This window comes from Rhodococcus sp. ACPA4, assembly GCF_002300185.1.
Lineage (GTDB): Bacteria > Actinomycetota > Actinomycetes > Mycobacteriales > Mycobacteriaceae > Rhodococcus_F > Rhodococcus_F globerula.
In genome coordinates this window covers 4,420,028-4,444,676 of the sequence record NZ_NSDY01000001.1, presented here as the reverse complement: position 1 = coordinate 4,444,676, position 24,649 = coordinate 4,420,028, and the positions used below count along the sequence as shown (strand labels likewise).

Sequence of the window (24,649 nt, the reverse complement as noted above, 5' to 3'; positions counted from 1 at the left end):
TCAGCGGGTGCGGGAAATGGTCAGACTGCTATCGACAGAGTACCCATTGCTTCGGTGAGGCGACGCCGGTGAGCGGGCGGCGACTCGATCAGTGGAAGGCGCACGCCGGCGTGCGGGATGATTCCGAGTTCTGCCAGGGCGGCCTTGGCCATGACCGCACCTTGGGACGTGCGCATGATGGCGTCCACGATCTCGAGTAGCGAGCTTTGGACAGCGTTAGCGGAGCTGAGGTCGCCGACCCGGACGGCGCTGATGAGTTCGGCGTTGCGGTCGGCGAGGACGTTGCCCACGACGCTGACCACGCCTGCGGCGCCACACGCGAGGTAGGGCAAGTTGAGTTCGTCAATACCGCAGTAATAGGCCAGCGATGTTCGGGACATGACCGTCATTGCTTCGAAGAGGTCCCCCTTGGCATCCTTGACCGCCCGGATCAGGGGGTGGTCGGAGAGTTCGATCAGTGTGGAGGTTTCCATGGCGACGCCCGTCCTGGCGGGAACGTCGTAGAGCATCACGGGCAGTTCGGTGGCGTCTGCAACCGCGACGCAGTGGGCCACGATTCCGGCCTGAGTCGGCTTGGAGTAATAGGGGCAGACGAGAAGCAATGCGTCCGCGCCCGCTGCCTCGGCGTCGCGGGCACGTCGGATGCTGTCGGCGGTGTTGTAGGTGCCGACACCAGCGATCACCCGAGCCCGATTGTTCGACTGTTCGCTCACTGCTCTGACCAATCGCGTCATTTCGGGTTCGGTCAAGGTGGGCGACTCGCCGGTGGTTCCACCGACGACGATGCCGTCACATCCGGTGCTCAACAGGTGATCGACGAGACTGGTGATGCCCGTTTCGTCGAGCGTTCCGTCGGGGCGCATCGGAGTCACCATGGCGACGAGGTTGGTGCCGAAGAGTAGTTCGGCGCGGTGCTGCGAGATGGTCATGAAGTGATCGTGCCTGTGCCGATACCTTCGGTCCAGCGATGGTTTTTTCGCAATATTGCGTAGCCTGGCTTCATGATCGATGTCGGAGCTTTGCGGGCGCTGCGGTCGGTGGCCGCTCTCGGAACGCTCGCGCGAGCCGCAGAGGAACTCGGGTTCACAGCGTCGGCGATTTCGCAGCAGATCAAGAGGCTCGAGCGTCAAGTCGGTGTACCGGTGCTTGCGACTGCAGGCCGCGGAGTTGTGCTCACTCCCGCCGGGCAGGCCATCGTCGATTCGGCGCCAGATGTGTTCGACGCACTGGAGCGTTGCGTCGAAGCGGCACAGTCGGTTTCGGACGGTGCGCCGCGCGGAGTACTCCGCGTAGCGGCATTCTCGACAGGAATCCGGGGGCTGCTTGCGCCGGCGATCGTGCGATTGTCGACCGAGTGCCCGGACCTACAGGTGCGCGTCACCGAACAGGACCCGGACCAGGCGCTGCACAGCGTCGACGCCGGTACCGCGGACTTTGCGGTTGTTCACGATGCCGATGGATTGCCGCCTTCGCTTCCTTCATCGCTGGCCGAGCGTCACATTCACACTGATGTCGGTGATGTCGTGATGAATCGGACGCATGCACTTGCGCAGCTCGACCGACCTCTGACCAGTGCCGACCTAGCGGGTCACGCGTGGGTGACAAGTCCGCCGGGGACCGTGTGTCACCAGTGGTTCCGACGGTTGTTCGCCGACGTGGGCGAGGATGCCGATGTGCGACATCTGGTCGACGATTTTGCCACGCAGCTGTCGCTGGTTTCTTCGGGAGAGGTGATCGCTTTGATTCCTCGCCTTGCCCGTCCGCCGTTGGGGGAAGAGTTGGTGTCGCGGCCATTGGCGCGGGCGCCGAAGCGTGAGGTGCATGCAGCGTGGCGCCGAAGCGCGGATTCCAGCCCGGCGATTCGGGTAGTGCTGCAAGCCCTTGATCCGGCAACCCTCGGTGACGGCTCAGGGGGCCGCAGCGGTTGACTCGCTGTGTCCGGCTCCGAGTGGGTCTTGCCACGTGGTCCACACGTCTGGCCCGAGTTCGATCTCCGCTGTGGTGAGTAGGCAGGCATCGAGTTCTCTGCGTAGTCGAACCGGGTCGATGCCCTGGCCGATGAAGACGAGCTCCTGCCGGCAGTCGCCGACGGGTTCTTCCCACTTGTCGAGGATTCCCGAACGACGGTAGTCATCGGCGGGCCAGAGATCGTCGGAAAGAAACTTCCACCATCGTCCGACGTATCCGTGCCGGATGAGATGTCCTGCCTGAGAAATACTCCCGATCTCGGTGAACCGGAAGGCATTCCAGAAATAGCCCTTGGCCCGAAGTAGCCTTCCGTTTGTCCACTCGCTCGTGAGGAAGTCGTGTAGCCGTTGTGGGTGGAAGGGTGCTCGCTCGCGGTACACCACCGAACTGATTCCGTACTCTTCGGTTTCGGGGGTGTGTTCACCTTGAAGTTCTTGTAGCCAGCCAGGGGCCTGCGCAGCTCTCTCGAGAGAGAACAAACCGGTATCGAGAATGGTGTCGAGTGGAATTCGGCCATGAGTCATCGGCACTATCGCGGCAGTCGCATTCAAAGATCGTAGGACCGCTGTCAGTTCGATCAGGTGTTGTGGCGTCACGAGATCGGCTTTGCTCACCAGGATGACGTCGGCAAATTCGATCTGATCGACCAGCAGATCCGAGATATCGCGTTTGTCTTCCGGCGCTTCGGCTTCGACGCGACCCCCAGCCGCGTAGTCACGGAGAAAACTGTGTCCGTCGACGACGGTCACCATGGTGTCGAGGCGAGCGATGTCCGCCAGAGCGTGACCGTCGGTGTCGATGAAAGTGAACGTTTCCGCGACGGGCAGCGGTTCGGAAATGCCCGAAGATTCGATGAGAAGGTAGTCGAAGCGACCGTCGGCGGCCAGCGTCGCAATCTCAGCGAGAAGGTCTTCACGCAGAGTGCAGCAGATGCAGCCGTTGGTCATCTCGACCAATTTCTCCTCGGACCGACTCAGCGATATCTCGCGCTCGACTTCTGCACTGTCGATGTTGATTTCGCTCATGTCGTTGACGATCACCGCCACTCGTCGACCCTCACGGTTACGCAGAATCTCGTTGAGGAGTGTCGTTTTCCCGGCTCCCAGGAAGCCTGAGAGCACCGTGACCGGAAGTCGTGTGTCGACCATGATTTCCAGAGTCCTTCCGGATGAGTGGATCGCTGTGGTTTGGCGGCGGTCGTGCAAAACGGTGCGATCGCATGACCGCCGCCTGGCGTTGCGGGAAGATCAGGGTTGGTGGAAATCAGGCCGTCGGCTCGAGGTACCCCTCGAAGAGATCGACAACGACGCTTCCGCCGTCGGTGTCGCGGCCGAACAGTTCCTCCGCGGCGAACTTCACGTGGTAAGTGGGTTCTTCGCCGGCGTCGTTGCGCCCGTGACCGATTGCGTCGGGGAACGGCCACTTCTGGGTGGTCCGATGAGAGATGGTTCCCACCCGTCCACGGCAGTACGCAGGCATTCGAATATGCCCCGGAACGTACTCGTCGCGCACGCGTACTCGCTGACCAACTTCGAAGGTGGTCGTCTCGACGGGTGCAGGCCGCCCTTCGGATTCGCTGGGTCGTGACAGCGGGAACGGTCCGCCTGCAAGAGTTTCGAGCTCGTCTTGCGTCAGGATCCCTTTTTCGACCATCAGAGTAGCGACGCCGATGACGTACCTCTCGTAGTACGGGGTCATCATGTAATGCCGGGGTTCCATCCGCTCGACGACGTATCGAACTTCGTCGACGCTGAATGCGCCGAGTTCGGCGACACCAGCGAACATCAGGCTGTACGGCAGGTGTTCCCACTCGGCGTGGAAGGTGGGGCCGATGTCGGCGTTGACGGTATGCGGGACTTTGCCGAAGCCTTGAACTCCGGCAAGATCGTGTACTCCATCCATGGTGTGCTTCTTTCTTGTCGGTGTGATCAGACGGTGGGGACCTGCGGGATTGCGACCCCGATCAGGCAGTCCTTGGTGACGATTTCCTGCAGCTGCGCCTGGCTCCAACCCTCGGTGCCTGCGGGGCGTTGTGGGAGGACCATGTAGCGAGTTTCGGCGGTGGTGTCGTAGACGCGAACCTCGGTATCCGACGGGATCTCGGTTCCCATCTCGGAGAGAACCTTCCGTGGCTCACGGACCACCCGCGCACGGTATTCGAAACTCTTGTACCAGGTGGGCGGCAGACCGAGAATCGGCCAGGCGGTGCACGAACACAGTGAGCACACGATCACGTTCTTGAGCGTCGGAGTGTCTTCGACGGCCACGATGTACTCACCCTGAGGTCCCAGATAGCCGTACTGAGCCACTGCCGCAGTACCGTCGGTGAGGAGTAACTGCCGGAATTCGGGGTCGGTCCAGGCTCGCGCGACCAACTCGGCGCCGCGTTTGGGGCTGAAATCCTCTTCGAAGGTCTTCTTCCATCCCTCGACGTAACCGGCGGGGACCAATCCCTTGCCGTCGAGTGCGCGGAACAACGCCCACGCGCGATCGGAGACCGGTGCCTGGGCTGGTGCCGCATTCTCCGTTGTGTGGTCGACCGTTACTGACATTGTGTTTCACCTTTCCTGTGGGGGCTGATCACGTGTGAATCGGTGGAATAAGGACTGTGGACGTGTGGCGGGCTGGCGCCGGAAATGCACCGCGAATCTTCTCGAATGCGCGACCGACATGTAGTACCTTTGCGTCGTCGAAACGCTTGCCGGTGATCATCATTCCGGTCGGCAGACCGTTCACCAGACTTGCCGGGACAGAGAGAGAAGGGTGGCCGGTGACGTCGAACGGTGCGGTGTTGGCGACCATGCCGAGGGCCTTGGTGATGAAGGTGGCGCGGTCGACATTCGCAGCGGGCAACTCGGATGCGACATACGGCAGAGTAGGCATCACCAGCACGTCGTACTGTTCCAGCGCGGCATCGTAGGCGGCACGGGCATGGGGCACCAGGTTGCGGGCTTTGCCGTAGGTGGCACCTGCAAGCGCGGTAACACCGTGATGTCCGGTCAACGCAACCAGTTTGACAGTTTCCGACAAGTCATTCGCATGCTGAACACGGCGAGAAGCAAAGTGTGCCATCAGTTCCGGGTCGTAAAGACCTTCGACATTGAGTCCGTATCCGTTGCCGTCGAGCATCTGGTAGGCGCCACCGTCAGTGGCAATGACATTCCAAATATGGAAGGCGTGCACGTGCCAGGGAATGCTCACTTCCTCCACAACGCATCCGGCCTCGGTCAAGCTGTACGCCGCTGAACGGATGGCGTCGTCGACCTCTGGTTGCGAGACGGTCTGACCGAATCCTTCTCGCACAACACCGATTCGCATCCCCGCTACACCGGAGCCGAGGTTGGACAAATAGTCGCCCGCCTCGAGATTCTCGGGCTGTCGGGGGTCGTTGCCGTCGCGGCCTGCAATGACCGAAAGCATCAGTGCCGCATCGTCGACGCTGCGAGTGATCGGCCCGAGGTGGTCGATGGTGCGCTCGATAGGGAAAGCGCCCGTGTAGGGGACAAGTCCGAAAGTGGGCTTGTGCCCGACGACGCCACAAAATGCAGCAGGGATACGAATCGATCCACCCTGGTCGCCGCCGATGGCAATGTCGACGTCACCGTTGGCCACGAGAGCTGCACTGCCACCCGATGATCCACCGGCTTCACGGTGCGGGTCCCATGGATTGCGGACGGGTCCGCTAGCCGGGGTGAAACTGGAACCGGAGAAGCACAGGTCTTCGCACACTGCTTTGCCGGCAACCGTCGCCCCGGCTGCGAGTAGTCGAGTGACGACAGTGGCGTCGCGGGAGGGAACAAATCCTTCGACCGACCGTGACCCGTTCATCATCGGCACGCCCGCCACACTGACGTTGTCCTTGATCGCTACCCGACGATCATCCAGGGCACCGTCCGATGTCGGAAGAATCTCGGTTGTCACATACCAAGCGCCCAAAGGATTTTCGTCAGATTCGGGTGTCCGGTATTCGCGGGAGATCGGCGTTGGTGCTGCTTCGTCGGCATACAGTTGATCGACTGCATCGTAGGAGCCGAGCGCTCCGTCGATCAGGGCCGGCCACTCCCGCTTGGCTGTATCGTCTAGGACGATTCCGTAATGCTGTGCAGCAGAATCTATTGCGTTGTCATCTGGTCGAATTATTGCCATGAGAAGTGTGCTCCTGATCTGATCAGTGTGTGGCGTCGCGCAGCATTCCGGTGTGTGGATGACAGTTGATGTACTCGTACTGCTGTGCGTCCGCGTCGAATACCGAGACCTCGTGGTAGAGGCGGAGTTTCTCCAGATTTTCGGCTACACGAAAGAACGTGGTGAAAATGCGTAGATGGGTCGGGTGGGACTCCGACCAGCGTTCGAGATTGTCGAGCGAGGCCCAGTGTCCGATGTTGTAACTCAGGTCGAGAAAGTTGCCGTCGATGTCGATGTTGCGCACAAACCTGTTGCTGTAGCAACCCACTGCCTGGCCGTTGTCGCGGAGGAAGTCCATTCCCGCTTCGAGAGTCGGCAGGATTTCGTCCAGGTACAGACTGCGTTCGTCTGCTTCGGCATCGGCCCAATCTTGACCGGATCGAATCAATGCGATGTTGTCGTGCCCGCGCACCACTACACGGCCACCTGCTGTGGGATCGCCTGCGATCACACGTAATTCGCCGGACGGCTGCATCCAGTCGGTTTGGGAGATCGGAAATCGTTCGCGCATCGAACCCCAGTAGCCGTGTTCGTTTATGTCGCCGCTGATGCCGTCCATCACCGCTCCGACACCGGGGAGATTATCTTGGAACGCGTACAGCGTTTCGAACTGCTCGGCCCGCGGTGCCACGATCTCGCGGAAGAAACCCAAGCCGTCAGACAGGCGGTCAGCAGATTCCCACCAGTCCGCCACCGCTCGGGAATTGCTCCAACGTTGTTGGGACACAGGGTCCGTCCAGTACCCTGCGACAATCAAGTTCTCGTAGCCTTGGTTGTCGAGGTGGTGGGTCAGATCGTGGTGTAGCGCGCCGTCAGCCAGATCGAGACTGGCGACTATGTGGCGCATGGCTGCCAGTGCGTCCGAACGCTGTTCGTCTCCGCGGAATTGGACGCCGAAGTAGCCCATCACCACTTGGTGCAATTTCTCGTCCGAGCGTCCCACCCACATGGGAAACGGCGGTGCGTACGTATCCGGAACCCTACGAGTCAAGGTCCGTGGGCATTTGAGATGTTCACTGATCGCAGATTCCATGAGCACTCCATCCGAGTAGGTCATCGGTTGCCTGACGCTTCGGCAACGGCGTATCGAAAATCTACGCCCGCAACGCCCGGCAAACTTGACCAGAAATGCCAGAAACATGGACCACAGTGCCAAGAACCTCGGATTGTTCCTGTAGTGCCGGATTATCGCGGCGATCTCGAATAGATAAGTAGCGCAGTAGGTTACGTGCGCGTTACCGTTTGTTACCGGGGTGAGGCAGGGTTCGCGGAATCGAGTGACGCAGCGAGTGATTCCGAGCGGTATCGGCGAGGACTCATCCCGAACTCGGCTTTGAACGCTCGACTGAAGGTAGAGGGGTCCGTAAATCCCCATCGGTGAGCAATTTGAGTCAACGACCGCTCTGCGGTCCCGTGTCGCACCATCTCTCGGCGACAGACTTCCAGGCGACGACGTCGAATCGAGCGTGAGACAGTCGTGCCGTGTTCGGCGAAGACCCGATGCAACTGTCGAATGGAAACCGCGACCGATTCAGCGATGTTTACCGGCGACAGCGACGGGTCCTCGATGCGGTCGTCGATGACCGAAAGTGCCATCTCGTAGAGGTCGTTGCGATACGAGGCGACCGGACGGATTGTGGTGTGCAGGAACGATTTCACCAAACCGCTGATTTCCTCGATGATCTCAGCCTCGGCTCCGGCGACATCAGAGGCCATGCGGACTGACGCAAGATCGTGAAGAAAGCGACCTAGAAGTCCACTCATGCCGGTGTGACCGTCAAACGCAACGGCGGTAAGGCTCCGGATTTCAGCGTCGGCGAGCGCCAGAGACGGCCTTGGCCAGGTGAAGACCTCGAGGCCCCAGAACCCGTCGTTGGGATGTCCCTCGAATTGCCAATCGAATGGACGGGTGGTGTCGTACAGCACGTAGTCACCGCATCGCAGTACGCATTCTCGCTCGTCCTGCCGCACTATCGCGCTACCGCGGCGGATCATCCCGATTTGCAGGTAGTCGGCGCCGTCATCCCTGATCAAACTGTTGCTGCGCACTATTCGTTGTTCCATCGACTGAACGGCAGCAACCTTGACGTGGGCAAGCTGAGCCGATTGGACAGCGCCGGTGAAACGTGTGCGGTCGTCGATATCGGATACGTCCAGAGCAACAAAGTGTTCGCGCAGTAGGTCTGCCCAGTCCCCGGCGATAGTTGCCCGAGTGGCAAGCGGAACATCAGAATTCTCGAGCATTGACGGGCACCTCCTCGCAGAAGAATCGAGTTGTTCGGTTGGCTAAACATCGAATGTGCTTAGTCTGGCGTTCATCCCGATCGAGTAGGAACGGGCTTCGCTCTGTGGGAGAAGACTAGTCCGCTGTGTGTGAGGTGTCGATCGACATCACTCGTAATTCTCACTCGGGCGTTCGCGTTCGAAGAAAATTGTTTGCCATACAAACAACACCAAGTTATTGTTTGTCATACAAACAAGTAGGAGTGCGTCCATGGCCACCGAAGCAGTACCGGCAGCGCGAGCAACACGGCAATCCGGGAAGCAGACCCGTCAGGCTCTGTTCGACGCGGCCACGGAACTGTTTCTCGAGCATGGTGAGTGCGTATCCATCGCCCAAATTTGCGCGGCCGCCGGCGCTCATCCCAATCAGGTGACGTACTACTACGGATCCAAAGAGAAGCTTTTTGTCGAGGTCGCCTGCGCTGCTGTTCTCCGGGCAGGTAAACGCGCCGAGGTTGATGCCGCGGACGCCGCTACCGTCGGTGACTACACCGAGAAACTTGTCGGATCGCTGCTCGGTACGGGAGCTCCGAGCGTCGAGATCTTTGTCGAAGCGATGATGATGACGGGGCGGCGCGGCGAGCTACGCGATCTCATCTCCGAGACGCTCCGCACCTTGCACTCCTCAGGCGAAACTGCCCTCCTCCGAACTTTGGTCCGCACCGGTTGGCAGCTGCGCGCGGGCATCGACGTCGAATCGAAAGCCTTCTGGTCCGCGATCTTCGGCCTCGTCATTCAGAAGACCGCAACCGGCGAGAGCTTCGGCTACTCGCTCGAGGAAGCGGTAGCCGTCATCTTCGCCACCCTTCAGATACCCGACGCAGTACTGAACAGCTCGATGGATTGAAACTCTCTCTCCATCAGGACTTTTAAGGATTTGCCGATGAACATCGTTCGCGTATTCGACAGCAATGTCACCAAGACGCCCGACAAGCCGTTCCTGATCGCAGGCGGCCACGAACACTCGTATCAGCAGGTTCAGGACGGAAGCCGGCGTGCTGCCGCGTATCTGGAAAATCTGGGTGTGGGGCGTGGCGATCGTGTAGCTCTGATGTGCTTCAACACACCAGGTTTTGTCTACGCGATGCTGGGAGCCTGGCGTCTGGGTGCCGTCGTCGTTCCCATCAATCACAAGATGCAGACGCCCGAAGTCGCCTACGTGCTTGGACACGCCAAGGTGTCGGTGTGTGTCTTCGACGGCGAACTGGCACCCGTCGTCAGTCGCCTCGAAACCACTGCAAAGTTGGTCAGTACAGACTCTGCCGCAGACGGTTTCGACTTCTTCGATGACGCCATCAGCAGCGTGGACGGTGTGGACGGCGTCGAGATCGACGAAAACGATCCGGCCGAAATCCTCTACACCTCGGGTACAACCGGCGCTCCGAAGGGCTGCGTCCACAGCCACCGCAACGTGGTCGGGGTGGCGATCACTGCCGGCCTTGCCGTCTCGACGACGCGGGATGAGCGGCTGCTCATGGCTGTTCCGATCTGGCACGCGTCACCGCTCAACAACTGGTTCATGTCCACGCTCTACATGGGCGGAACGGTTGTGCTGGTTCGTGAGTACCATCCGGTGACTTTCCTGGAAACGGTTCAGGAACAACGTATTACGCTTTGCTTTGGTCCTCCGGTCATCTATACGACAGCCCTCAACATGGTGCCGAACTTCGCCGACTACAACCTCGGTAGCGTCCGTGCGTGGTTGTACGGCGGTGGCCCCATCGGTGCCGATGTCGCCCGCCGACTCGTGGAGTCCTACGGCACCACCGAGTTCCGCCAGGTTTACGGCATGACCGAGACCGGTCCTGTCGGCACGGTGCTGTACCCAGAAGAGCAGTTGACCAAGGCCGGGTCTATCGGCAAGTTCGCGCTTGCCGGTGTGGATCTTCGGGTCGTTGGTGACAATGGTATCGACGTGGAGCCCGAGCAGATCGGTGAGATCTGGTTGCGTGCCGACACCGTCATGCAGGGTTATCTCGATGATCCCGAAGCCACTGCGGCCGCGTTTGCCGACGGAGATTGGTACCGCACAGGCGATCTCGCGCGCACCGACGAAGACGGTTATCTCTTCATCGTCGATCGCGCGAAGGACATGATCATCACCGGCGGCGAGAATGTCTACTCCAAGGAAGTGGAGGACGTGATCTCCGGGCACCCCGATGTTGTCGACGTGGCCGTTGTCGGCAAGCCCAACGAGGAGTGGGGCGAAACCGTCGTTGCGCATGTCGTGTGGCGTGAACCTGGCGTCATCGATGCCGACGACATCAAGACCTACCTCTCGGACAAGCTGGCGCGCTACAAGATTCCGCGTGAGGTGGAATTTGTGACCGTGCTCCCGCGCACACCCACCGGCAAGATCCAGAAGCACCTCATCCGCAGCGCGAGCTGAAAGGTTTGTCATGACTGAACTTTCCGAAAACACCATCACGCATCCGGCGCCGCATCGCACGCATGCGGTGCTCAATCAGTCGGTGCCGCGTACCGACGTCAACGAGTTCCTTCTCGACACCGTGCTTGCGGAAGGCGTCGTACGCCATGATGCAGACTGGGCAACAGAGGAACTCACCGGAATCGGTGAACTTGTCGGCAGTGCGGGCTTCCAGCACGATGCCGAGTTGGCAAACACCGTCCTCCCCGAACTGCACACCTTCGACCGGTGGGGTAACCGCATCGACGAGGTGGAATATCACCCGTCGTACCACCGCATCATCTCGGCCGCGGTCGCTCACGGAGCGCATACCTCGGCGTGGGAAAACCCCAAGCCCGGTGCCAATGTTGCTCGCGCAGCGGCATTCATGCTGTTCTCCCAGGTCGAACCCGGTCATGCGTGCCCCATTTCCATGACACATGCCGTAATCCCGTCGCTCGAGCTGCAGCCTGATGTCGCCGCCATCTGGACGCCGCGCGCACTCTCACGCAGCTACACGCCCGAGTTGGACGCCCCCGGAAAGGCATCCGCCATCTTCGGTATGTCCATGACGGAGAAGCAGGGCGGCTCCGACGTACGCGCCAACACCACCATCGCGAAGCCCGCGGGCCGCGGCGGTCCGGGTGCCGATTATCTGCTCACCGGCCACAAGTGGTTCTGCTCGGCACCGATGTCCGACGCCTTCCTCGTACTGGCTCAGGCTGAAGGTGCTGCAGGCGAAGGTCTTTCGTGCTTCCTGCTCCCGCGCATCCTGCCTGACGGCACGCGCAACGTCTTCCGCATCCAGCGTCTGAAGAACAAGCTGGGCAACAAGTCCAACGCGTCATCCGAGATCGAGCTCGACGGCACCGTCGGCACCATGATCGGTGAGCCAGGCCGTGGTGTGCGGACCATCATCGAGATGGTGTCGCAGACGCGTCTCGACTGCATTCTCGGCAGTACCGCCGGAATGCGGCAGTCGGTCGCTGAGGCAGTGTGGCACGCACGCCACCGCAGCGCTTTTGGTGCCGTCCTGGCGGATCAGCCTGCCATGACGTCGGTGCTCGCGGACCTGGCGCTTGAATCCGAGGCCGCGACCATCACCGCACTGCGTTTGGCACGGGCACAGGACAACGACGCCGACGAGCAGGAAAAGGCGTTCCGTCGCCTCGCGACAGCCGTCGCGAAGTACTGGATCTGCAAGCGCGGCCCGCATCACTCGTACGAGGCTCTCGAATGCCTGGGTGGCAACGGGTACACCGAGGACTTCCCGCTGGCTCGTCGCTACCGCGAACAGCCCGTCATGGCCGTTTGGGAGGGTTCAGGCAACGTCATCGCGCTCGACGTATTGCGCGCGATGACTCGTGAACCTGATTCCGTCGCCGCTTTCGATCACGAGGTCAACCTCGCCCGTGGCAACAACCCGGTTCTCGATCAGCACCTCGACCGGGTACGACGCCAGCTCGGTGAGCTCGCCACGATGGCACCCGCTGACGCGCAGCTGAGGGCTCGAACCGTCGTCGAAGCCATGGCGCTCGCGCTGCAGGCGTCGCTGATGGTGCGTTACGCGCCGGCCGCGTCGTCGGAGGCGTTCATTGCCGCTCGACTGGGCGAGGATCGTGGTCACGAGTACGGAACCCTGCCGGTGGGAACTGATTTCGCAGGGATTCTCGCTAGGGCGTAACCGCCCCGTGCGCCTTTCTGGTAGTTCCCGCTACCAAAAAGGCGCACAGGCCTTCAGGCCAACCCACTCAACGCAGTAGCGGTGTTCTCATCGCGCCACCCGATTGCCTCGACGAGGGTTGTCAGGTCGTAATCCGGTCCGCTCGAACTGACTGTGAAGAGAGTGACGCCGTCGGCCACCAGGTCGGCGGCGTTCTCCAATCCGGGCCACGGGGCGGAATGCTCCACATCCAGGGGATTGCGTCCGACAGCGGCGCAGTGATCGGCCAGGATGCCGGACTTGCGCAGGTGCGTCTCGCGGTCACCGAAGCTGTGCCACACATCGGCATACTCGGCGACCAGTCGCAGGGTCTTCTTCTCTCCGCCACCGCCGATCAGAACCGGGATATTGCGCGTCGGCGGCGGGTTGCCACCGGCCAGTCGCCGTGTGATGCGAGGCAGGTACTCGCCGAGCAGTTTCAGCCGTGAACCAGGGGTGCCGAAGTCGTAGCCGAACTGGTCGTAGTCCTTCTGGAACCAGCCGGCGCCGATGCCGAGGATGAGGCGTCCACCGCTCATGTGGTCGACGGTTCGCGCCATATCGGCCAGCAGATCGGGATTGCGGTAGCCACCCCCCGTGACCAGGGCACCGATCTCCACACGTTCGGTCTGCTCGGCCCAGGCCCCGAGCATGGTCCAGCATTCGAAATGGGCTCCGTCAGGATCGCCGGTCAACGGGTAGAAGTGGTCCCAGTTGAAGACGATGTCGACCCCCGCGTCTTCTGATCGCAGAACCGCGTCGCGGATCAGCCCGTAGTCGGGTGCGTGCTGGGGTTGGAGTTGAACACCGATGCGTACCGGACGAGTCATGCCGCGCTCCTGCCGAGAGGAAATGGTTACTCCCTTCATCATGGCCGGGAACACCCGGTTGCCGCTACGTGTGTGCAGCACCAACCGACTCGTGGACCCCCAATTCTTCGAGTAGGCGAGTGCGCAGAGCTGTATACCCCGGTTGCGCTGGATTGCGCGGTTGCGCGAACGAGACGTTTTCGAGGATGCTCAAACGACCGTCGCGCAACACCGCAATACGATCCGCGAGCAGGATTGCCTCGTCGATGTCGTGAGTCACCAGCAGCACTGCCGGACGATGTTTGCGGCACAGTTCCGCCACCAAGGCCTGCATGCGGAGTCGGGTGAGCGCGTCGAGTGCCGCAAACGGCTCGTCCAGCAACAACAATTGTGGGTTGCGTACCAACGCCCGGGCCAATGCGACGCGCTGCGCCTCACCGCCGGACAAGGTTGTGGGCCAAGCCCGTTCGCGCCCGGCTAGTGACACCTCGGCCAACGCAGCTGTTGCGGCTTCGCGATTCTTCCGGGTAGCACGCTGACCCAGTATGACGTTGTCCTGGACGCGCTTCGACGCAATGAGGCGAGGCTCCTGGAAGACGACCGTCCGTGCGTCCGGTGCATGTACCTCTCCGGCGTCGTATCCCTCGAGGCCGGCAAGAATTCGCAGGAAGGTTGTCTTGCCACTGCCGCTGGCTCCGAGGAGTGCAACGAACTCCCCCGGTTGCACGTCGAGCGAGAAACCGTCCAGGATTGTGCGATCACCAAAAGTCTTGACGATGCCACTGGCGCGTACACCGGTGTCTCGAATGTTCATGCGGACTTCCCCCATTGCTTGTACGGCATCAGGATTCGCTCGATAGCTCGAACGAGAAGGTCGACCGACAACCCCCAGATTGCGTAGATGATCACGACAACCACCAGGATGTCGGTCTGGAAATACTGCTGAGCTGAGGTCATCAGAAAACCCAGGCCCTTGGGGGCATTGCTCAACTCGGCGACGATGAGCGCGAGAAGCGACACCGACAGCGAGACCCGCAGTCCGACAAGCACCGACGGAATCATCTCCGGCAGAATTACCTGACGGATCAACCCGATGCCACGGAGCCCGAACACCCGTCCGGCTTCGATGACCTTGCGATCCACGTTTCGCACGCCGCTGTGAGTGTTGATGTACAGCGGAAACAGTGCTGCTGCTGCGATGATGATGATCTTGGGGCGTTCGTCGATGCCGAACCACAGGATCAGCAACGGAGTGATTGCGAGAAACGGGATGGTGCGGAGCATTTGCAGCGTCGGGTCGAGGAGTTTGTCGGCCAGAGCAAACAGACCGGAGATGATGCCGAGCGATAGTCCCAGTGCCCCGCCGATGGCAAATCCGATGGCAACACGGACAAGCGATACCGAAAGGTTCTCCCACAGAACCCCTGTCGTCAGCAGTTCGACAAATGCGGACCACACCGACCACGGCGACGGAAAGGTCTTCTCGTCGATCTTGCCGGTCGCCGATCCCACCGCCCATAAGGCGAGAAGGGCAACCGGGACGCTTGCGCGCAGCGTGACATCGGTCAATCGTGAGCGTCGTCGCCGACGGGTAGGTGCCGGCGCGAGATGCTCAGGCGCTCTCACCGTGGGCAGTGCCGGTGCTTCCACACTCATGACACTGCCCAGGTCGTGACGTCGAAGGCGTTGGGGGCCTTACCGGACTTGACCAGGAAGTCGAGCGTCGAACGCACCGTGTTCAATCCGTCCGGATCAACTGGTTCGCTCTGGAAATTCCACAGTGTTGCTTCCTTGACCACATCTACCGGTGAGCCGGTGGCATCAAAAACGAACTGAGCATAGGCGTCGTGGTTCGCATCGATTGCTTTGTCTCCGGCCTGAATGACCTCCCAGACCGCCTTTGCCAGTTCGGGATTCGCCGCAAAAGTCTCACGCGAAGTCAGGGCGACGCTGGTGGCCAGCAGATCGGGGTCGTCGACGCTCGCCTTGGACAGAATGGGGAAGTTGATCTGCTTGCGCCAGATGCCGGCCGTCGTCGCGGGAAGTGGAACGGCGTCGATATCGCCGCGCTGCAGGGCGGGAAGCGCGTCGGCGAAGAGCAGATTCACCAACTCCACCTGATCTGCAACACCGGCACGTTCGAGTACGGCGCGTCCGTACTTGTCGAAGTTGGAGCCGAATTGGAGTCCCACCTTCTTTCCGGCAAGATCTTCGATTTTCGATACTCCACCTTCTCGGCCGAGGAACCAGATATCGGACGCGGGCTTGTCGATCACCAAGGCGGGCACGTCGATTCCACTGGCCTTGGCTTGAACGGCGGGCGTGTCGCCGATCAGGCCGACCTGTACGTCGCCAGTCTGCAATGCCTGCACCACCGGCGGACCGTTGTTGAAGCCGACGAAGGCTTTGTACTCGAATCCGTACTTCTCGAGAATCGGTTGTGCCAGACCCTCATGGACGGCGTAACCGAACGAGGTTGTGTCCGTGGGGGATTTACCGGCCGCACCGTTCCACGGAGCGCCCACTGTCAACGGAACCAGTGACGCCGACGTACCCTCGGTGGCTTCCGAGGTCGACGAGCACGCGGTCACCGTTGCGAGAAGCGCGATTCCCAGCAGTGCGGCAAGGCTTTTGGTGCGAGTGCGGATGGTCATGGTGTTCTCCTGGCATTCTGGGCAAGCTGGTGATAGTCGGCTGTGGATTGTGTCGGGCGGGCGGACGATTTGCGCCACCCGACGCGTTCGCGGTACATCCCGAGCAGGTTCTGCCCGAGAAGGTGCTCTTCGTCGAGGAACTCGGAGCCCTGCGGTTCCGGTGTGCGTGAGGGCGAGACGAACATGGCGTCGGCCGGGCAGTACGCCTCACACTGGAAACACGTCTGGCAGTCCGAATGTCTGGCGATCACGGGAGGGGCGTCCGGGACGGCTTCGAAGACGTTCATCGGACAGATCCGGACGCAGATGTCGCACGTAGTGCAGCGGTCGGCGTTGATGATCTCGATCATGACGCACTCCCCTGCGTGGCCAATGTGACACCAACACGGGGTAATTCGGTATCCGGCTCCACCCAGATATCGTCAAGCCCGCCACTGAGTAGCCGGTGAGCTTGGCTCGAATCCGTGTCAGGGAAATCGGTGCGGGTATGCATGCCACGGGTTTCCGTGCGCGCCATGGCCGTACGTACCGCCCACCGGCCCATCGCCAGCATTCCGGCGCTCTCGCGTTGCGCGATTGCCTCCATGCCGGAGTATTCGACGATCGGGGCGGAAGATGCGCTCTCCCACAGTCGATCGAGGCGAGCAGCCGAGTCGGCAAGTCCGTCGTTGCTGCGGAAAACTGCCTTGTCGATCGGCAGCATTTCGGACTGGATCGAGCGAACAACGTCGTCGACGCTGTTGACACCTCGACCACGAAGACCGAGGGTTCCGGACGGTTCGACATCGAATCGGGTTGTTAATCCACGATGTGCGGAGAATCCGGCCGCCGCGCGTCCAGCCCACGTCCCGGTCGCAATGGCCCACGACAGGTTGGGGCCACCCGCTCCGGTGGCAGCGCCGACTATGCGGTCGCGCGCCGCGATATCGCCTGCCGCGTAGAGGCCGGACACTCCCGTCGACGCCTCGTAGTCGAGAATGTGTATTCCGCCCGTACCCCGGACAGTTCCTTCTTGGACCCAATCCATCGGGAACCGTTCGTTGAATGGATCGATCCCGAGTTTGTCCGTCACCATGAAGAAGTTGGGCATCGCAGCGCGCAGCGCCGGCCATATCTCCTTGTCGAACTGAGTGAACTGTGCGGTGATCGTGCCGCGCAGCGAAGCACCGAGAAGCTCTGCGCGGCTTTGGTGAAGGTCGTGATACCGGATCGGTTCACCGCGGTGATCCCAGTACGACGCGGAGACGAAGAATCCGTTCTTGTCCATGCTTGTTCCGAAGGGCACCATTCCGTAGAAGTTCGAGAACTCCATGCTGGAGAGATGGGCTCCGACTTCGACGGCCATCAAGTGCCCCTCGCCGGTGTTCACGTCACCGCCGAGTGAGTGGCTCTTCCACGTGGTGCCGCCAGTCGCGAGGATCACGGCGCCGGCGTCGACGCGCCAGGGCCGTTTGACCTGACGCTGGTAACCCGTTGCCCCGGAGACAGTTCCGTTGGAATCCACGAGAAGTTCCAGTGCCGGGCTGTGGTCCAGTACATGGACTCCGGATTTCTTGACCTTCCCACGCAGGAAGCGGAGGTAGTCCGGGGCGGCGCCGGAAAATGATCGCTCGCCGGGACGGGCGCCGAACAGTGAGCCGGGACCGCGCGGGTTCCTGCTGGGCTTGTATCCCCATTCCGGGATGAGAGCTGTTCGCTCCCACGCCTCGTCGAGAACCGCTTCGGTCCAGACTCGATCGGTGATGAAACCACCGGAGCGTTCGCGCCGCGAGATTTCTTCGTCGCGACGTTCCGGAACCGGGGGCACGAGCCAATGGCCGACTCCCGCCGTCGCGGCTACACCGCTTGCGCCGACATAGCCTTTGTCTACCAACGTGACACTGGCGCCGGATTCGGCAGCGGCAACTGCCGCCCAGGTTGCCGCCGGTCCGCCGCCGACAATCAGCACGTCGGTCGACACATGCAGACTCTCGGAATCGTCCGTGACTATCTGTCCGTGAAAGCGAGGGAGTGAGCGCGCCATTACAGCGCACCTCCATTCTGGAATGCGTGAGAAGAGAGGGGGCTACGAGTTTTTCGCTCTAGCTACACGAAGACGAGAGAGAGGCCTCGAGGCGCGCGAGGCGATCGGTGATCTTGGCCAGTTCCGTGAGGATCGCAGCTTGGCCGGCCGGTGCATATCGGTTTGTGTGGCCGACACCAACTTCGATCAAGCCGAGGGCTTGGTGAGTGGTCACCTGGAAGAATCCGAGGTGGTCCAGGACGTCGGCGGCATATCCTGTGGAAGCGTTTGCCAAGGCCCACACCAAATTTGCGCCGTTTACGACGGAGTTTCCGGCCAAGTGCGCATCGGCCACTGCTGCTTCGAGAATCACGCGGGCCGCGGGGCCGTACGTGACGTCGCTGTCGTCGACCGGTGCCTTGTCGGGTACCACCAGATCGAGAGTTTTCTGTATGGATGCGCGGGTCAGCCCGAGGTGGTCGAGACCGCGCAGTATGAGGTTCTCTTCCTCGTCGAGGAGAGCTTGCAGCAAGTGTTCGGAATCAACTGTCAACGAACCTTTTCTGGCCGCAGCGGCCGGAGCCAGGGATATCACCGATGCCAGGTGAGGGCTGAACGGCAGATCGGTCTCGATGTGCTCGGTGATGCGCACCGAAGAATCGGGTGCTTCGCGATCGAGTGCGCCGCGAAGCGCCATTTGGCAGATCGCCGAGATCGGGAGTTGCCGGGCACGTACCGCTGCCGCGAGGTCGTCCGGAACATAGACGTTGATCTTTGGCATCTGCCCGGCCTCTCTCGCAACTCGACACCCTGACCTGCACTGATGTGCATAACCCCATATAACCCCCACTGCGTGGCGACGACAATGGCGGTTGCCGTCGATAAGGCGGAAAAGTGCTGCTCACGGGTTTAGTTCAGGCTGGTCCGAATCGTCGGGTTCAGGTCCGGGTCTGCCTACAGCAGACGATCTGGATTCCAGCGCCGCGGCGCCGGTAGGAATGGATTCATGACTACTCCAACCCTCACCGACACCGGATATCGTGACCTGCTGACAGACAGGCTCTTTCGTCAACGAACAATCTTGCTGACCGGCGAGGTGAACGACGACATGGCCGAGCGCGTGTGCTCGGAATTGGTGCTCCTCGCCACTACCGACCCCAAGCGCGACATCGTGCTCTACATCAATTCACCCGGCGGATCGGTGTTCGCCGGTCTCGCCATCTACGACACCATGAAGCTCATCCCCAATGATGTCGTGACGGTAGCGATGGGATTTGCCGCCAGTATGGGTCAGGTGCTTCTCTGCTCCGGTACACATGGCAAGCGAATCAGCCTGGCGCACAGTCGCATCATGATGCACCAGCCGTCAGCGGGTATCGGTGGCACAGCGGTGGATATCGCGATCCAGGCCGAGAGCCTCGAGTTGATGAAGCGTCAGTCGCAGGAAATTCTGGCCGCCGAAACGGGCCGGACCGTCGAAGAAATCGAGATAGACAGCGACCGAGATCGTTGGTTTACCGCCGAGCAGGCACGCGAATACGGAATCGTCGACCGCGTCGTGACGACGTTCGCCGAGATCGCACCGCAGGCTACCTTCCCCAAGATCGGATTGTGAACATCATGTCCCAGTACACGATTCCCAGCGTCATCGAGCGAACACCAACGGGTGAGCGATCTTTCGATATCTTCAGCAGGCTGCTCAACGAGCGCATCGTCTTTCTCGGCACCGAGATCGACGACGGCGTCGCCAACGTCGTGATGGCTCAGATGCTGCACCTGCAGGCCGACAACCCGGATCGCGAAATCGGTTTGTACATCAACTCTCCCGGCGGTTCCACCACTGCGATGCTCGCGATCTACGACACGATGCAGTTCTTGAAACCCACGATTTCGACGTACTGCATGGGGCAGGCGGCGTCGGCTGCTGCGGTGCTGCTCGCCGCCGGTACTCCGGGCCATCGGCATGTTCTCGCCCATTCCCGGGTGCTGCTGCACCAACCGTCGACGCAAGGTAGCGGCACCATCTCGGACCTGGCGCTTCAAGCGGCTGAGATCCTGAGAATCCGCGAGCAGACGGAGACGATCTTGAGTAAGCACACCGGTCAGAGCGTCGAGCGACTTCGAAAGGACACCGATCGGGACCGGATATTCACCGCCCACGACGCGATCTCCTACGGCCTGGCTGACACCTTGATCGAAGGGAACTGACTCAGGCCGCCATCAGGACGGGGCCGGAGATCGGTGCCGGAGAGTGCCCCAACGTGAGGGAATTGAGTGCAATTATCTTGTTGCCCGATCGGAACAGCAAGTGCTCCAGCGGCATCCCCAAGGCTTCACAGATCGCGCGCAGGATTTCCGACGACGGTTCCTTCTTGCCTCGCTCGATCTCGGACAGGTATTGCTTCGACATTCCGACCTGGGCGGCTACGTCGCCGAGTGTCCGGTCCTGATCGCGTCGGACCTCACGCAACACTCGTCCGTACGCTTCGCGGATCAGTGGGGGCTTACGCGCAGGTGCATCCGGATTGGGCGGTTCCGACCCACCCTTGACCAGGACCAATCTGCGCTGCGCATCCATACGCCGAGTATTCCAGCCGACCAGTGCGGCCACTACCGGGTTCGCCGAGGGCAGAGAGGGCTCAGTCGGTTCGAACACCACCGGCAAGGAACATCGCACGCAGGACGAAGGCAGCCTCGGGCCCGATGATTTCGTCGACCAGCGTGAGGTATCGGTCGACGAACTCCGGCCCGTGGGAAGCCTCGTCGGAGTCGGGGTTGCCGAGGTGGTGTGCGAGTTCGTGCAGGACAACAAGTTCACGCAACGCCCAGCGCCCGTCTCGATCCTCGGGGACGGCGATGGTGTCATTCGAGTAGTGGGCGGCAGTGTTTCCGGCGCGGGCGCGCACCATTACCGAAACAGTTGCGCGGGGCCAGGTTTCCCCCACCCAGTTCAGTGCAAGAACCTGCTCGCAATATGTCCGCACCGATTCCACGGATCCGAATTTGCGCTCGACCGGCAGTGTGATGGTGGATCCCAGAACCTCGACGCTACGTGTCCCCCGCTGGTCCGCGCGGTCGAACATGGTGCGCACCAAGGTTTCTGCTTCGTAGACGGCGGACTGCTGCTTGTCTCTCATCGCTCACCTACCCCCGTCGCTTCGCTCGCCCCGTCCGATCTGCCCCTTGACGCCACCGATCTCCGGGAGGTTTCCCAGCCGTGCTGATCTGGCGGCCTTGTCCCCTGCCTGACGTGCATGCGACGAATGCCCGGCACTTGCCCGGCCGCCGCCCTGCCATGTACCGCGTGCCTTGGAATTGGACGAGTAGTAGTCCTTGAGTTCGATTTCCTTGTTACGCAACACCAGTGCGGTTTCCGAGGATGACGCAGTCGACACTGTTTCCGTCTGCTTCTTCGTTTCCGCCAACCGGGCGCCGATGCGCGCCGCATAGGCCATCTGGAAGTTGAGCCGTGCGGTCACTCCGGCAACAGGCTTGCGGACCTGAGTGCTGACGCGTCGTCGTCCGCGAGTTTCGACGACCGTCCGCACGGACGTTTCACCGCGGTACGCACCGGAGCGCACATACGCGTCGGAATCTCGCACCATCTGGAACAGAAGGCTCGAGTACAGGGCCTCACACACGTCGATGTCGCCGGCAAATCCGTACGCGAAGATGACGGCAGACGTCTGCGCGATGTCGCACTGCACGTCGTTGGCGGCCGCGATGGCGATGAACAGCTGAGCGTAGGTGCGCAAGCCACGCTTGCCGGGCTCACCGATCGTGATGAGCCGTTGGGTGGGCGTCGCCCGTTTTTCCGACGACGCCGTGTGTGCACGGGCCACCGCCAGGTCGATGGCCGAGTTGGTGGCCAACCGCTGTGCGGCCGCCATGAAGGCTTCACCTTCGTGGGGATTATCGGTGGATTCTGCCTGACGAAGCAGAGCACCGATGCGGGTCAACATCTTCTCCGAACTCACCGCAGAAGGGTACTCCCGGATACCGACAGCGGCGCTTATGCTGCTGGGGCACACACTCACCCTCAACTTGGATCGTCCGGCACGTTCCTGCCGGTAGAAGGGATCAACCCGTCATGGCTTCAGTGACATTCGAGGGAACTACCTGTCTGTTTCCCGGATCGAATTCCCCCGCAGTCGACAAGCTCGACCTCCAGATCGAGGACGGCGAGTTCCTTGTACTCGTCGGACCGTCCGGTTGTGGAAAGTCGACGACGCTCCGCATGCTGGCGGGTCTCGAGGAGGTCCACAGTGGCCGCATTCTCATCGGTGACCGCGACGTCACGGGTCAGGAACCCAAGGAACGCGACATCGCGATGGTGTTCCAGAACTACGCCCTGTACCCGCACATGACGGTCGCCGAGAACATGGGATTTGCGCTCAAGTTGGCGGGTACCAACAAGACGGAAACCCGGGCTCGCGTCGAGGAAGTTGCCAAGATGCTCGACCTGGAGCCGTACCTGGATCGCAAGCCGAAAGCGCTGTCCGGTGGTCAGCGTCAGCGAGTTGCGATGGGCCGCGCCATCGTCCGCCAACCGCAGGTGTTTCTGATGGACGAGCCGCTCTCCAACCTCGACGCAAAACTACGGGTGCAGACGCGTACGCAGATCGCGCAATTGCAGCGACGCCTCGCGACCACGATGGTCTATGTGACGCACGATCAGGTGGAGGCCATGACCATGGGTGACCGCGTCGCCGTCCTCGACAAGGGAATCCTGCAGCAGTGTGCGTCGCCGCGGGAGCTCTACAACCGGCCGAAGAACGTGTTTGTTGCCGGCTTCATGGGTTCGCCCGCGATGAATCTCTTCACCCTTCCCCTCACCGATCGCGGTGTGGCGTTCGGTGACGTGGTTGTTCCTGTTTCCCGTGAAACATTGAACGGAACACCCGAGACCGAAGTTGTGCTCGGAATTCGTCCGGAACACCTCGAGATTGCCGCTGCGGGAATTCCGATGGACGTCGACGTCGTCGAAGAACTCGGGTCCGACGCCTACGTCTACGGCCGCACGACTATCGGTGGCAGCCCACAACAGATCGTGGCGCGAGGTGACTGGCGTAATCCGCCGCAGAAGGGTGATCGCGTGAATCTTCGAGTCGACCCGGGCAAGGTGCACATTTTTGCATCCAGCGACGGCCGTCGCCTCGGCTGATTCGACGTTCTAATCCGACACATGAACGATTCAGGTTCGCCGTAATACCAACAAGTAGGGGTGTCTCGTGCCACAGTAGGGGCCGATGCCGGGAGCCGGCACTCATGGCGCATGCCGTGACGTCGGCTACCGGGATGTCTTTTGTCGTATACAAGCGGGGAGCGAATCCATGGTTCTGAACTCGAAGGCGATGCGTCGGGCTGCAATTGCAGCCTCGGCAGTGTCGATGCTGGTACTGGCCGGTTGTTCGTCCGATTCGGACAACGGCGGCGACACCACCACCACAGCCGCATCCGGGGGATCGTCCTCCAGCGAAGGCCGCGGCCCCATCACGATCGTCGAGGGCCAGGATGCCCTGAATGAGGCGCTCGAAAACATCATCTCCGACTGGAATGCCGAGCATCCGGACGAGAAGGTCACCCTGAAGCCACTGGCGAAGGAAGCCAACGCGCAGGTCGACGACATCACCCAGCGCATGCAGGCCAAGAGCGACGAGTACGACCTCATCGGCGTCGACGTCGTCAACACCGCGCAGTTTGCTGCCAACGGCTGGCTGGCTCCGCTCGAGGGTGACCTGAAGATCGACACGTCGGGCCTCCTCGAGTCCACGGTCGCGTCGGGCACGTACAACGGCAAGCTCTACGCAGCGCCCAAGAACACCAACGCCGCGTTCCTGTACTACCGCAAGGACCTCGTCGAGAAGGCTCCCACCACGTGGGCCGAGCTCAAGGAAAACTGCCCGAAGGCTGTCGAAGCCGGCATCTCCTGCTACGTCGGTCAGTTCAAGAACTACGAAGGTCTGACGGTCAACACCACCGAGATCACCAATGCCTACGACGGACCGTGGGTCGCAGCTGACGGCATCACCCCGGCGATCGACGACAAGACGAAGGAAGGCGTGCAGTTCATCGTCGATTCCTTCGCCGACAACACGATCCCGCAGGAAGCACTGACGTACTCCGAGGGTGAGTCGCAGAGCGCCTTCGGTGAAGGCAAGGCCCTGTTCATGCGTAGCTGGTCCGGCTTCTCGGTCGACGGTGAAGAGACGTCGGTCGCCGGCAAGTACGGCTACACCGTCCTTCCGGGTGTCGACGGACCGGGCGCGTCGACGGTCGGCGGCTACAACGTCGGCATCAGTGCCTTCTCGGACGCTCCGGCCACGGCACGCGACTTCCTCGAGTTCATGCAGACCAAGAAGTCGCAGACGTACTTCACCGCGGTCGGCGGCGCGCCCGTCCTCTCGGCTGTCTACGACGACCCGGCAGTACTTGCAGAGTTCCCGTACTTCGCGACACTGAAGGAAGCGCTTGCCACCGCGCAGCCGCGTCCCGTCACGCCGTACTACACGCAGGTGTCGAAGTCGATTTCCGACAACACCTACGCTGCTATTCGCGGCGAGAAGACCGTCGAGCAGGCTTTGGCGGACACCAAGGCCGGCATCGAAACAGCCGGTAACTGATCTACCAGGAGCAATA

The 24,649-nt window shown here is 61.3% G+C and carries 25 protein-coding genes; 8 read left to right on the top strand and 17 right to left on the bottom strand.

The genetic code is table 11. The annotated features are described in order from the left end of the window. Positions 1–20: 20 nt before the first annotated feature. Positions 21–929, bottom strand: a complete 909-nt coding sequence (gene dapA / locus CJ178_RS20365) for a 4-hydroxy-tetrahydrodipicolinate synthase (protein WP_033237043.1) — start codon at positions 927–929, stop codon at positions 21–23. A gap of 72 nt (positions 930–1,001) precedes the next feature. Here dapA and CJ178_RS20360 point away from each other — a divergent pair, with 72 nt between their 5' ends. Further along, positions 1,002–1,928 (top strand): LysR family transcriptional regulator, encoded by a 927-nt coding sequence (locus CJ178_RS20360; protein WP_095887514.1) that lies wholly within the window; start codon positions 1,002–1,004, stop codon positions 1,926–1,928. Here the strand turns inward: CJ178_RS20360 and CJ178_RS20355 are convergent. From CJ178_RS20355 to CJ178_RS20330, 6 genes are all read right to left on the bottom strand, one after another. Beyond that, complete coding sequence (locus tag CJ178_RS20355; RefSeq protein WP_095887513.1) at positions 1,908–3,116, bottom strand: GTP-binding protein; 1,209 nt, start codon at positions 3,114–3,116, stop codon at positions 1,908–1,910. The genes CJ178_RS20360 and CJ178_RS20355 overlap by 21 nt on opposite strands. A gap of 115 nt (positions 3,117–3,231) precedes the next feature. After that, entirely contained in the window at positions 3,232–3,870 is a 639-nt protein-coding gene (gene nthB / locus CJ178_RS20350) for a nitrile hydratase subunit beta (RefSeq protein WP_092805235.1), read from the bottom strand. A gap of 26 nt (positions 3,871–3,896) precedes the next feature. Next, positions 3,897–4,520 carry a nitrile hydratase subunit alpha gene (nthA, locus tag CJ178_RS20345; RefSeq protein ID WP_095887512.1) on the bottom strand — a complete coding sequence of 208 codons (624 nt, stop codon included), beginning with the start codon at positions 4,518–4,520 and terminating at the stop codon, positions 3,897–3,899. A gap of 28 nt (positions 4,521–4,548) precedes the next feature. Then, positions 4,549–6,114 carry an amidase gene (locus CJ178_RS20340; RefSeq protein ID WP_095887511.1) on the bottom strand — a complete coding sequence of 522 codons (1,566 nt, stop codon included), beginning with the start codon at positions 6,112–6,114 and terminating at the stop codon, positions 4,549–4,551. 22 nt (positions 6,115–6,136) lie between these two features. Further along, positions 6,137–7,186 (bottom strand): aliphatic aldoxime dehydratase, encoded by a 1,050-nt coding sequence (oxdA, locus tag CJ178_RS20335; protein ID WP_045066813.1) that lies wholly within the window; start codon positions 7,184–7,186, stop codon positions 6,137–6,139. 212 nt (positions 7,187–7,398) lie between these two features. After that, the gene (locus CJ178_RS20330) at positions 7,399–8,397 is read right to left on the bottom strand and encodes a helix-turn-helix domain-containing protein (RefSeq protein WP_095887510.1); all 999 of its coding nucleotides are present in this window, start codon (positions 8,395–8,397) and stop codon (positions 7,399–7,401) included. A gap of 250 nt (positions 8,398–8,647) precedes the next feature. On the opposite strand from CJ178_RS20330, the gene CJ178_RS20325 reads away from it, so the two are divergent. Genes CJ178_RS20325 through CJ178_RS20315 form a run of 3 tightly spaced genes read left to right on the top strand, consistent with a single transcriptional unit; the run spans position 8,648 to position 12,527 of the window. Beyond that, on the top strand, positions 8,648–9,283 hold the full coding sequence (locus CJ178_RS20325) for a TetR/AcrR family transcriptional regulator C-terminal domain-containing protein (RefSeq protein WP_095887509.1): 636 nt from the start codon (positions 8,648–8,650) through the stop codon (positions 9,281–9,283). Positions 9,284–9,319: 36 nt separating this feature from the next. Further along, on the top strand, positions 9,320–10,825 hold the full coding sequence (locus CJ178_RS20320) for a class I adenylate-forming enzyme family protein (protein ID WP_095888070.1): 1,506 nt from the start codon (positions 9,320–9,322) through the stop codon (positions 10,823–10,825). A 10-nt stretch (positions 10,826–10,835) separates the two neighbouring features. Further along, positions 10,836–12,527 (top strand): acyl-CoA dehydrogenase family protein, encoded by a 1,692-nt coding sequence (locus CJ178_RS20315; protein WP_095887508.1) that lies wholly within the window; start codon positions 10,836–10,838, stop codon positions 12,525–12,527. A gap of 53 nt (positions 12,528–12,580) precedes the next feature. Here the strand turns inward: CJ178_RS20315 and CJ178_RS20310 are convergent, their stop codons facing one another. From CJ178_RS20310 to CJ178_RS20280, 7 genes are all read right to left on the bottom strand, one after another. After that, positions 12,581–13,375, bottom strand: a complete 795-nt coding sequence (locus tag CJ178_RS20310; protein ID WP_095888069.1) for an LLM class F420-dependent oxidoreductase — start codon at positions 13,373–13,375, stop codon at positions 12,581–12,583. A gap of 64 nt (positions 13,376–13,439) precedes the next feature. Beyond that, positions 13,440–14,168, bottom strand: coding sequence for an ABC transporter ATP-binding protein (locus CJ178_RS20305; RefSeq protein ID WP_092805221.1), 729 nt, complete (start codon positions 14,166–14,168; stop codon positions 13,440–13,442). Next, entirely contained in the window at positions 14,165–15,010 is an 846-nt protein-coding gene (locus CJ178_RS20300) for an ABC transporter permease (protein ID WP_095887507.1), read from the bottom strand. The genes CJ178_RS20305 and CJ178_RS20300 overlap by 4 nt, the downstream gene beginning before the upstream one ends. Next, positions 15,007–16,008 (bottom strand): ABC transporter substrate-binding protein, encoded by a 1,002-nt coding sequence (locus tag CJ178_RS20295; RefSeq protein ID WP_033237055.1) that lies wholly within the window; start codon positions 16,006–16,008, stop codon positions 15,007–15,009. Before CJ178_RS20295 ends, CJ178_RS20300 begins: the two co-directional genes overlap by 4 nt. Then, complete coding sequence (locus CJ178_RS20290; RefSeq protein ID WP_033237056.1) at positions 16,005–16,358, bottom strand: 4Fe-4S dicluster domain-containing protein; 354 nt, start codon at positions 16,356–16,358, stop codon at positions 16,005–16,007. Before CJ178_RS20290 ends, CJ178_RS20295 begins: the two co-directional genes overlap by 4 nt. Further along, the gene (locus tag CJ178_RS20285) at positions 16,355–18,031 is read right to left on the bottom strand and encodes an FAD-dependent oxidoreductase (protein WP_095887506.1); all 1,677 of its coding nucleotides are present in this window, start codon (positions 18,029–18,031) and stop codon (positions 16,355–16,357) included. Before CJ178_RS20285 ends, CJ178_RS20290 begins: the two co-directional genes overlap by 4 nt. Before the next feature lie 58 nt (positions 18,032–18,089). After that, the gene (locus CJ178_RS20280) at positions 18,090–18,791 is read right to left on the bottom strand and encodes a Clp protease N-terminal domain-containing protein (RefSeq protein WP_033237058.1); all 702 of its coding nucleotides are present in this window, start codon (positions 18,789–18,791) and stop codon (positions 18,090–18,092) included. 225 nt (positions 18,792–19,016) lie between these two features. Between CJ178_RS20280 and CJ178_RS20275 the strand changes: the two genes are divergently transcribed. Both CJ178_RS20275 and CJ178_RS20270 read left to right on the top strand, forming a co-directional pair. After that, positions 19,017–19,625: a ClpP family protease gene (locus tag CJ178_RS20275; protein ID WP_033237059.1), complete on the top strand. Its 609-nt coding sequence runs from the start codon at positions 19,017–19,019 to the stop codon at positions 19,623–19,625. Between the two features lie 5 nt (positions 19,626–19,630). After that, positions 19,631–20,218, top strand: coding sequence for an ATP-dependent Clp protease proteolytic subunit (locus CJ178_RS20270; RefSeq protein WP_092805219.1), 588 nt, complete (start codon positions 19,631–19,633; stop codon positions 20,216–20,218). 1 nt (position 20,219) lies between these two features. Here CJ178_RS20270 and CJ178_RS20265 read toward each other — a convergent pair whose 3' ends face one another. From CJ178_RS20265 to CJ178_RS20255, 3 genes are all read right to left on the bottom strand, one after another. Next, on the bottom strand, positions 20,220–20,588 hold the full coding sequence (locus CJ178_RS20265; protein ID WP_095888068.1) for a helix-turn-helix domain-containing protein: 369 nt from the start codon (positions 20,586–20,588) through the stop codon (positions 20,220–20,222). Positions 20,589–20,649: 61 nt separating this feature from the next. Beyond that, positions 20,650–21,147, bottom strand: coding sequence for a TIGR04338 family metallohydrolase (locus CJ178_RS20260; RefSeq protein ID WP_033237061.1), 498 nt, complete (start codon positions 21,145–21,147; stop codon positions 20,650–20,652). A 3-nt stretch (positions 21,148–21,150) separates the two neighbouring features. Then, on the bottom strand, positions 21,151–21,987 hold the full coding sequence (locus CJ178_RS20255; RefSeq protein ID WP_095887505.1) for a DUF2786 domain-containing protein: 837 nt from the start codon (positions 21,985–21,987) through the stop codon (positions 21,151–21,153). A 113-nt stretch (positions 21,988–22,100) separates the two neighbouring features. Between CJ178_RS20255 and CJ178_RS20250 the strand changes: the two genes are divergently transcribed. Together CJ178_RS20250 and CJ178_RS20245 are read left to right on the top strand one after the other, a co-directional pair. Next, positions 22,101–23,174 carry an ABC transporter ATP-binding protein gene (locus tag CJ178_RS20250; RefSeq protein WP_033237063.1) on the top strand — a complete coding sequence of 358 codons (1,074 nt, stop codon included), beginning with the start codon at positions 22,101–22,103 and terminating at the stop codon, positions 23,172–23,174. Between the two features lie 169 nt (positions 23,175–23,343). After that, on the top strand, positions 23,344–24,633 hold the full coding sequence (locus tag CJ178_RS20245) for an ABC transporter substrate-binding protein (RefSeq protein ID WP_033237064.1): 1,290 nt from the start codon (positions 23,344–23,346) through the stop codon (positions 24,631–24,633). Positions 24,634–24,649: the final 16 nt, after the last annotated feature.

What these genes read in the sequence shown, in the direction of transcription:
- dapA (WP_033237043.1), bottom strand. Translation starts at nt 929, where the DNA reads ATGACCATCTCGCAGCACCGCGCCGAACTACTCTTCGGCACCAACCTC.
- CJ178_RS20295 (WP_033237055.1), bottom strand. Translation starts at nt 16,008, where the DNA reads ATGACCATCCGCACTCGCACCAAAAGCCTTGCCGCACTGCTGGGAATC.
- CJ178_RS20325 (WP_095887509.1), top strand. Translation starts at nt 8,648, where the DNA reads ATGGCCACCGAAGCAGTACCGGCAGCGCGAGCAACACGGCAATCCGGG.
- CJ178_RS20275 (WP_033237059.1), top strand. Translation starts at nt 19,017, where the DNA reads ATGACTACTCCAACCCTCACCGACACCGGATATCGTGACCTGCTGACA.
- CJ178_RS20260 (WP_033237061.1), bottom strand. Translation starts at nt 21,147, where the DNA reads ATGAGAGACAAGCAGCAGTCCGCCGTCTACGAAGCAGAAACCTTGGTG.
- CJ178_RS20355 (WP_095887513.1), bottom strand. Translation starts at nt 3,116, where the DNA reads ATGGTCGACACACGACTTCCGGTCACGGTGCTCTCAGGCTTCCTGGGA.
- nthA (WP_095887512.1), bottom strand. Translation starts at nt 4,520, where the DNA reads ATGTCAGTAACGGTCGACCACACAACGGAGAATGCGGCACCAGCCCAG.
- CJ178_RS20280 (WP_033237058.1), bottom strand. Translation starts at nt 18,791, where the DNA reads ATGCCAAAGATCAACGTCTATGTTCCGGACGACCTCGCGGCAGCGGTA.
- CJ178_RS20265 (WP_095888068.1), bottom strand. Translation starts at nt 20,588, where the DNA reads ATGGATGCGCAGCGCAGATTGGTCCTGGTCAAGGGTGGGTCGGAACCG.
- CJ178_RS20360 (WP_095887514.1), top strand. Translation starts at nt 1,002, where the DNA reads ATGATCGATGTCGGAGCTTTGCGGGCGCTGCGGTCGGTGGCCGCTCTC.
- CJ178_RS20305 (WP_092805221.1), bottom strand. Translation starts at nt 14,168, where the DNA reads ATGAACATTCGAGACACCGGTGTACGCGCCAGTGGCATCGTCAAGACT.
- CJ178_RS20290 (WP_033237056.1), bottom strand. Translation starts at nt 16,358, where the DNA reads ATGATCGAGATCATCAACGCCGACCGCTGCACTACGTGCGACATCTGC.
- CJ178_RS20300 (WP_095887507.1), bottom strand. Translation starts at nt 15,010, where the DNA reads ATGAGTGTGGAAGCACCGGCACTGCCCACGGTGAGAGCGCCTGAGCAT.
- CJ178_RS20330 (WP_095887510.1), bottom strand. Translation starts at nt 8,397, where the DNA reads ATGCTCGAGAATTCTGATGTTCCGCTTGCCACTCGGGCAACTATCGCC.
- CJ178_RS20340 (WP_095887511.1), bottom strand. Translation starts at nt 6,114, where the DNA reads ATGGCAATAATTCGACCAGATGACAACGCAATAGATTCTGCTGCACAG.
- oxdA (WP_045066813.1), bottom strand. Translation starts at nt 7,186, where the DNA reads ATGGAATCTGCGATCAGTGAACATCTCAAATGCCCACGGACCTTGACT.
- CJ178_RS20270 (WP_092805219.1), top strand. Translation starts at nt 19,631, where the DNA reads ATGTCCCAGTACACGATTCCCAGCGTCATCGAGCGAACACCAACGGGT.
- CJ178_RS20285 (WP_095887506.1), bottom strand. Translation starts at nt 18,031, where the DNA reads ATGGCGCGCTCACTCCCTCGCTTTCACGGACAGATAGTCACGGACGAT.
- CJ178_RS20310 (WP_095888069.1), bottom strand. Translation starts at nt 13,375, where the DNA reads ATGACTCGTCCGGTACGCATCGGTGTTCAACTCCAACCCCAGCACGCA.
- CJ178_RS20315 (WP_095887508.1), top strand. Translation starts at nt 10,836, where the DNA reads ATGACTGAACTTTCCGAAAACACCATCACGCATCCGGCGCCGCATCGC.
- nthB (WP_092805235.1), bottom strand. Translation starts at nt 3,870, where the DNA reads ATGGATGGAGTACACGATCTTGCCGGAGTTCAAGGCTTCGGCAAAGTC.
- CJ178_RS20250 (WP_033237063.1), top strand. Translation starts at nt 22,101, where the DNA reads ATGGCTTCAGTGACATTCGAGGGAACTACCTGTCTGTTTCCCGGATCG.
- CJ178_RS20245 (WP_033237064.1), top strand. Translation starts at nt 23,344, where the DNA reads ATGGTTCTGAACTCGAAGGCGATGCGTCGGGCTGCAATTGCAGCCTCG.
- CJ178_RS20320 (WP_095888070.1), top strand. Translation starts at nt 9,320, where the DNA reads ATGAACATCGTTCGCGTATTCGACAGCAATGTCACCAAGACGCCCGAC.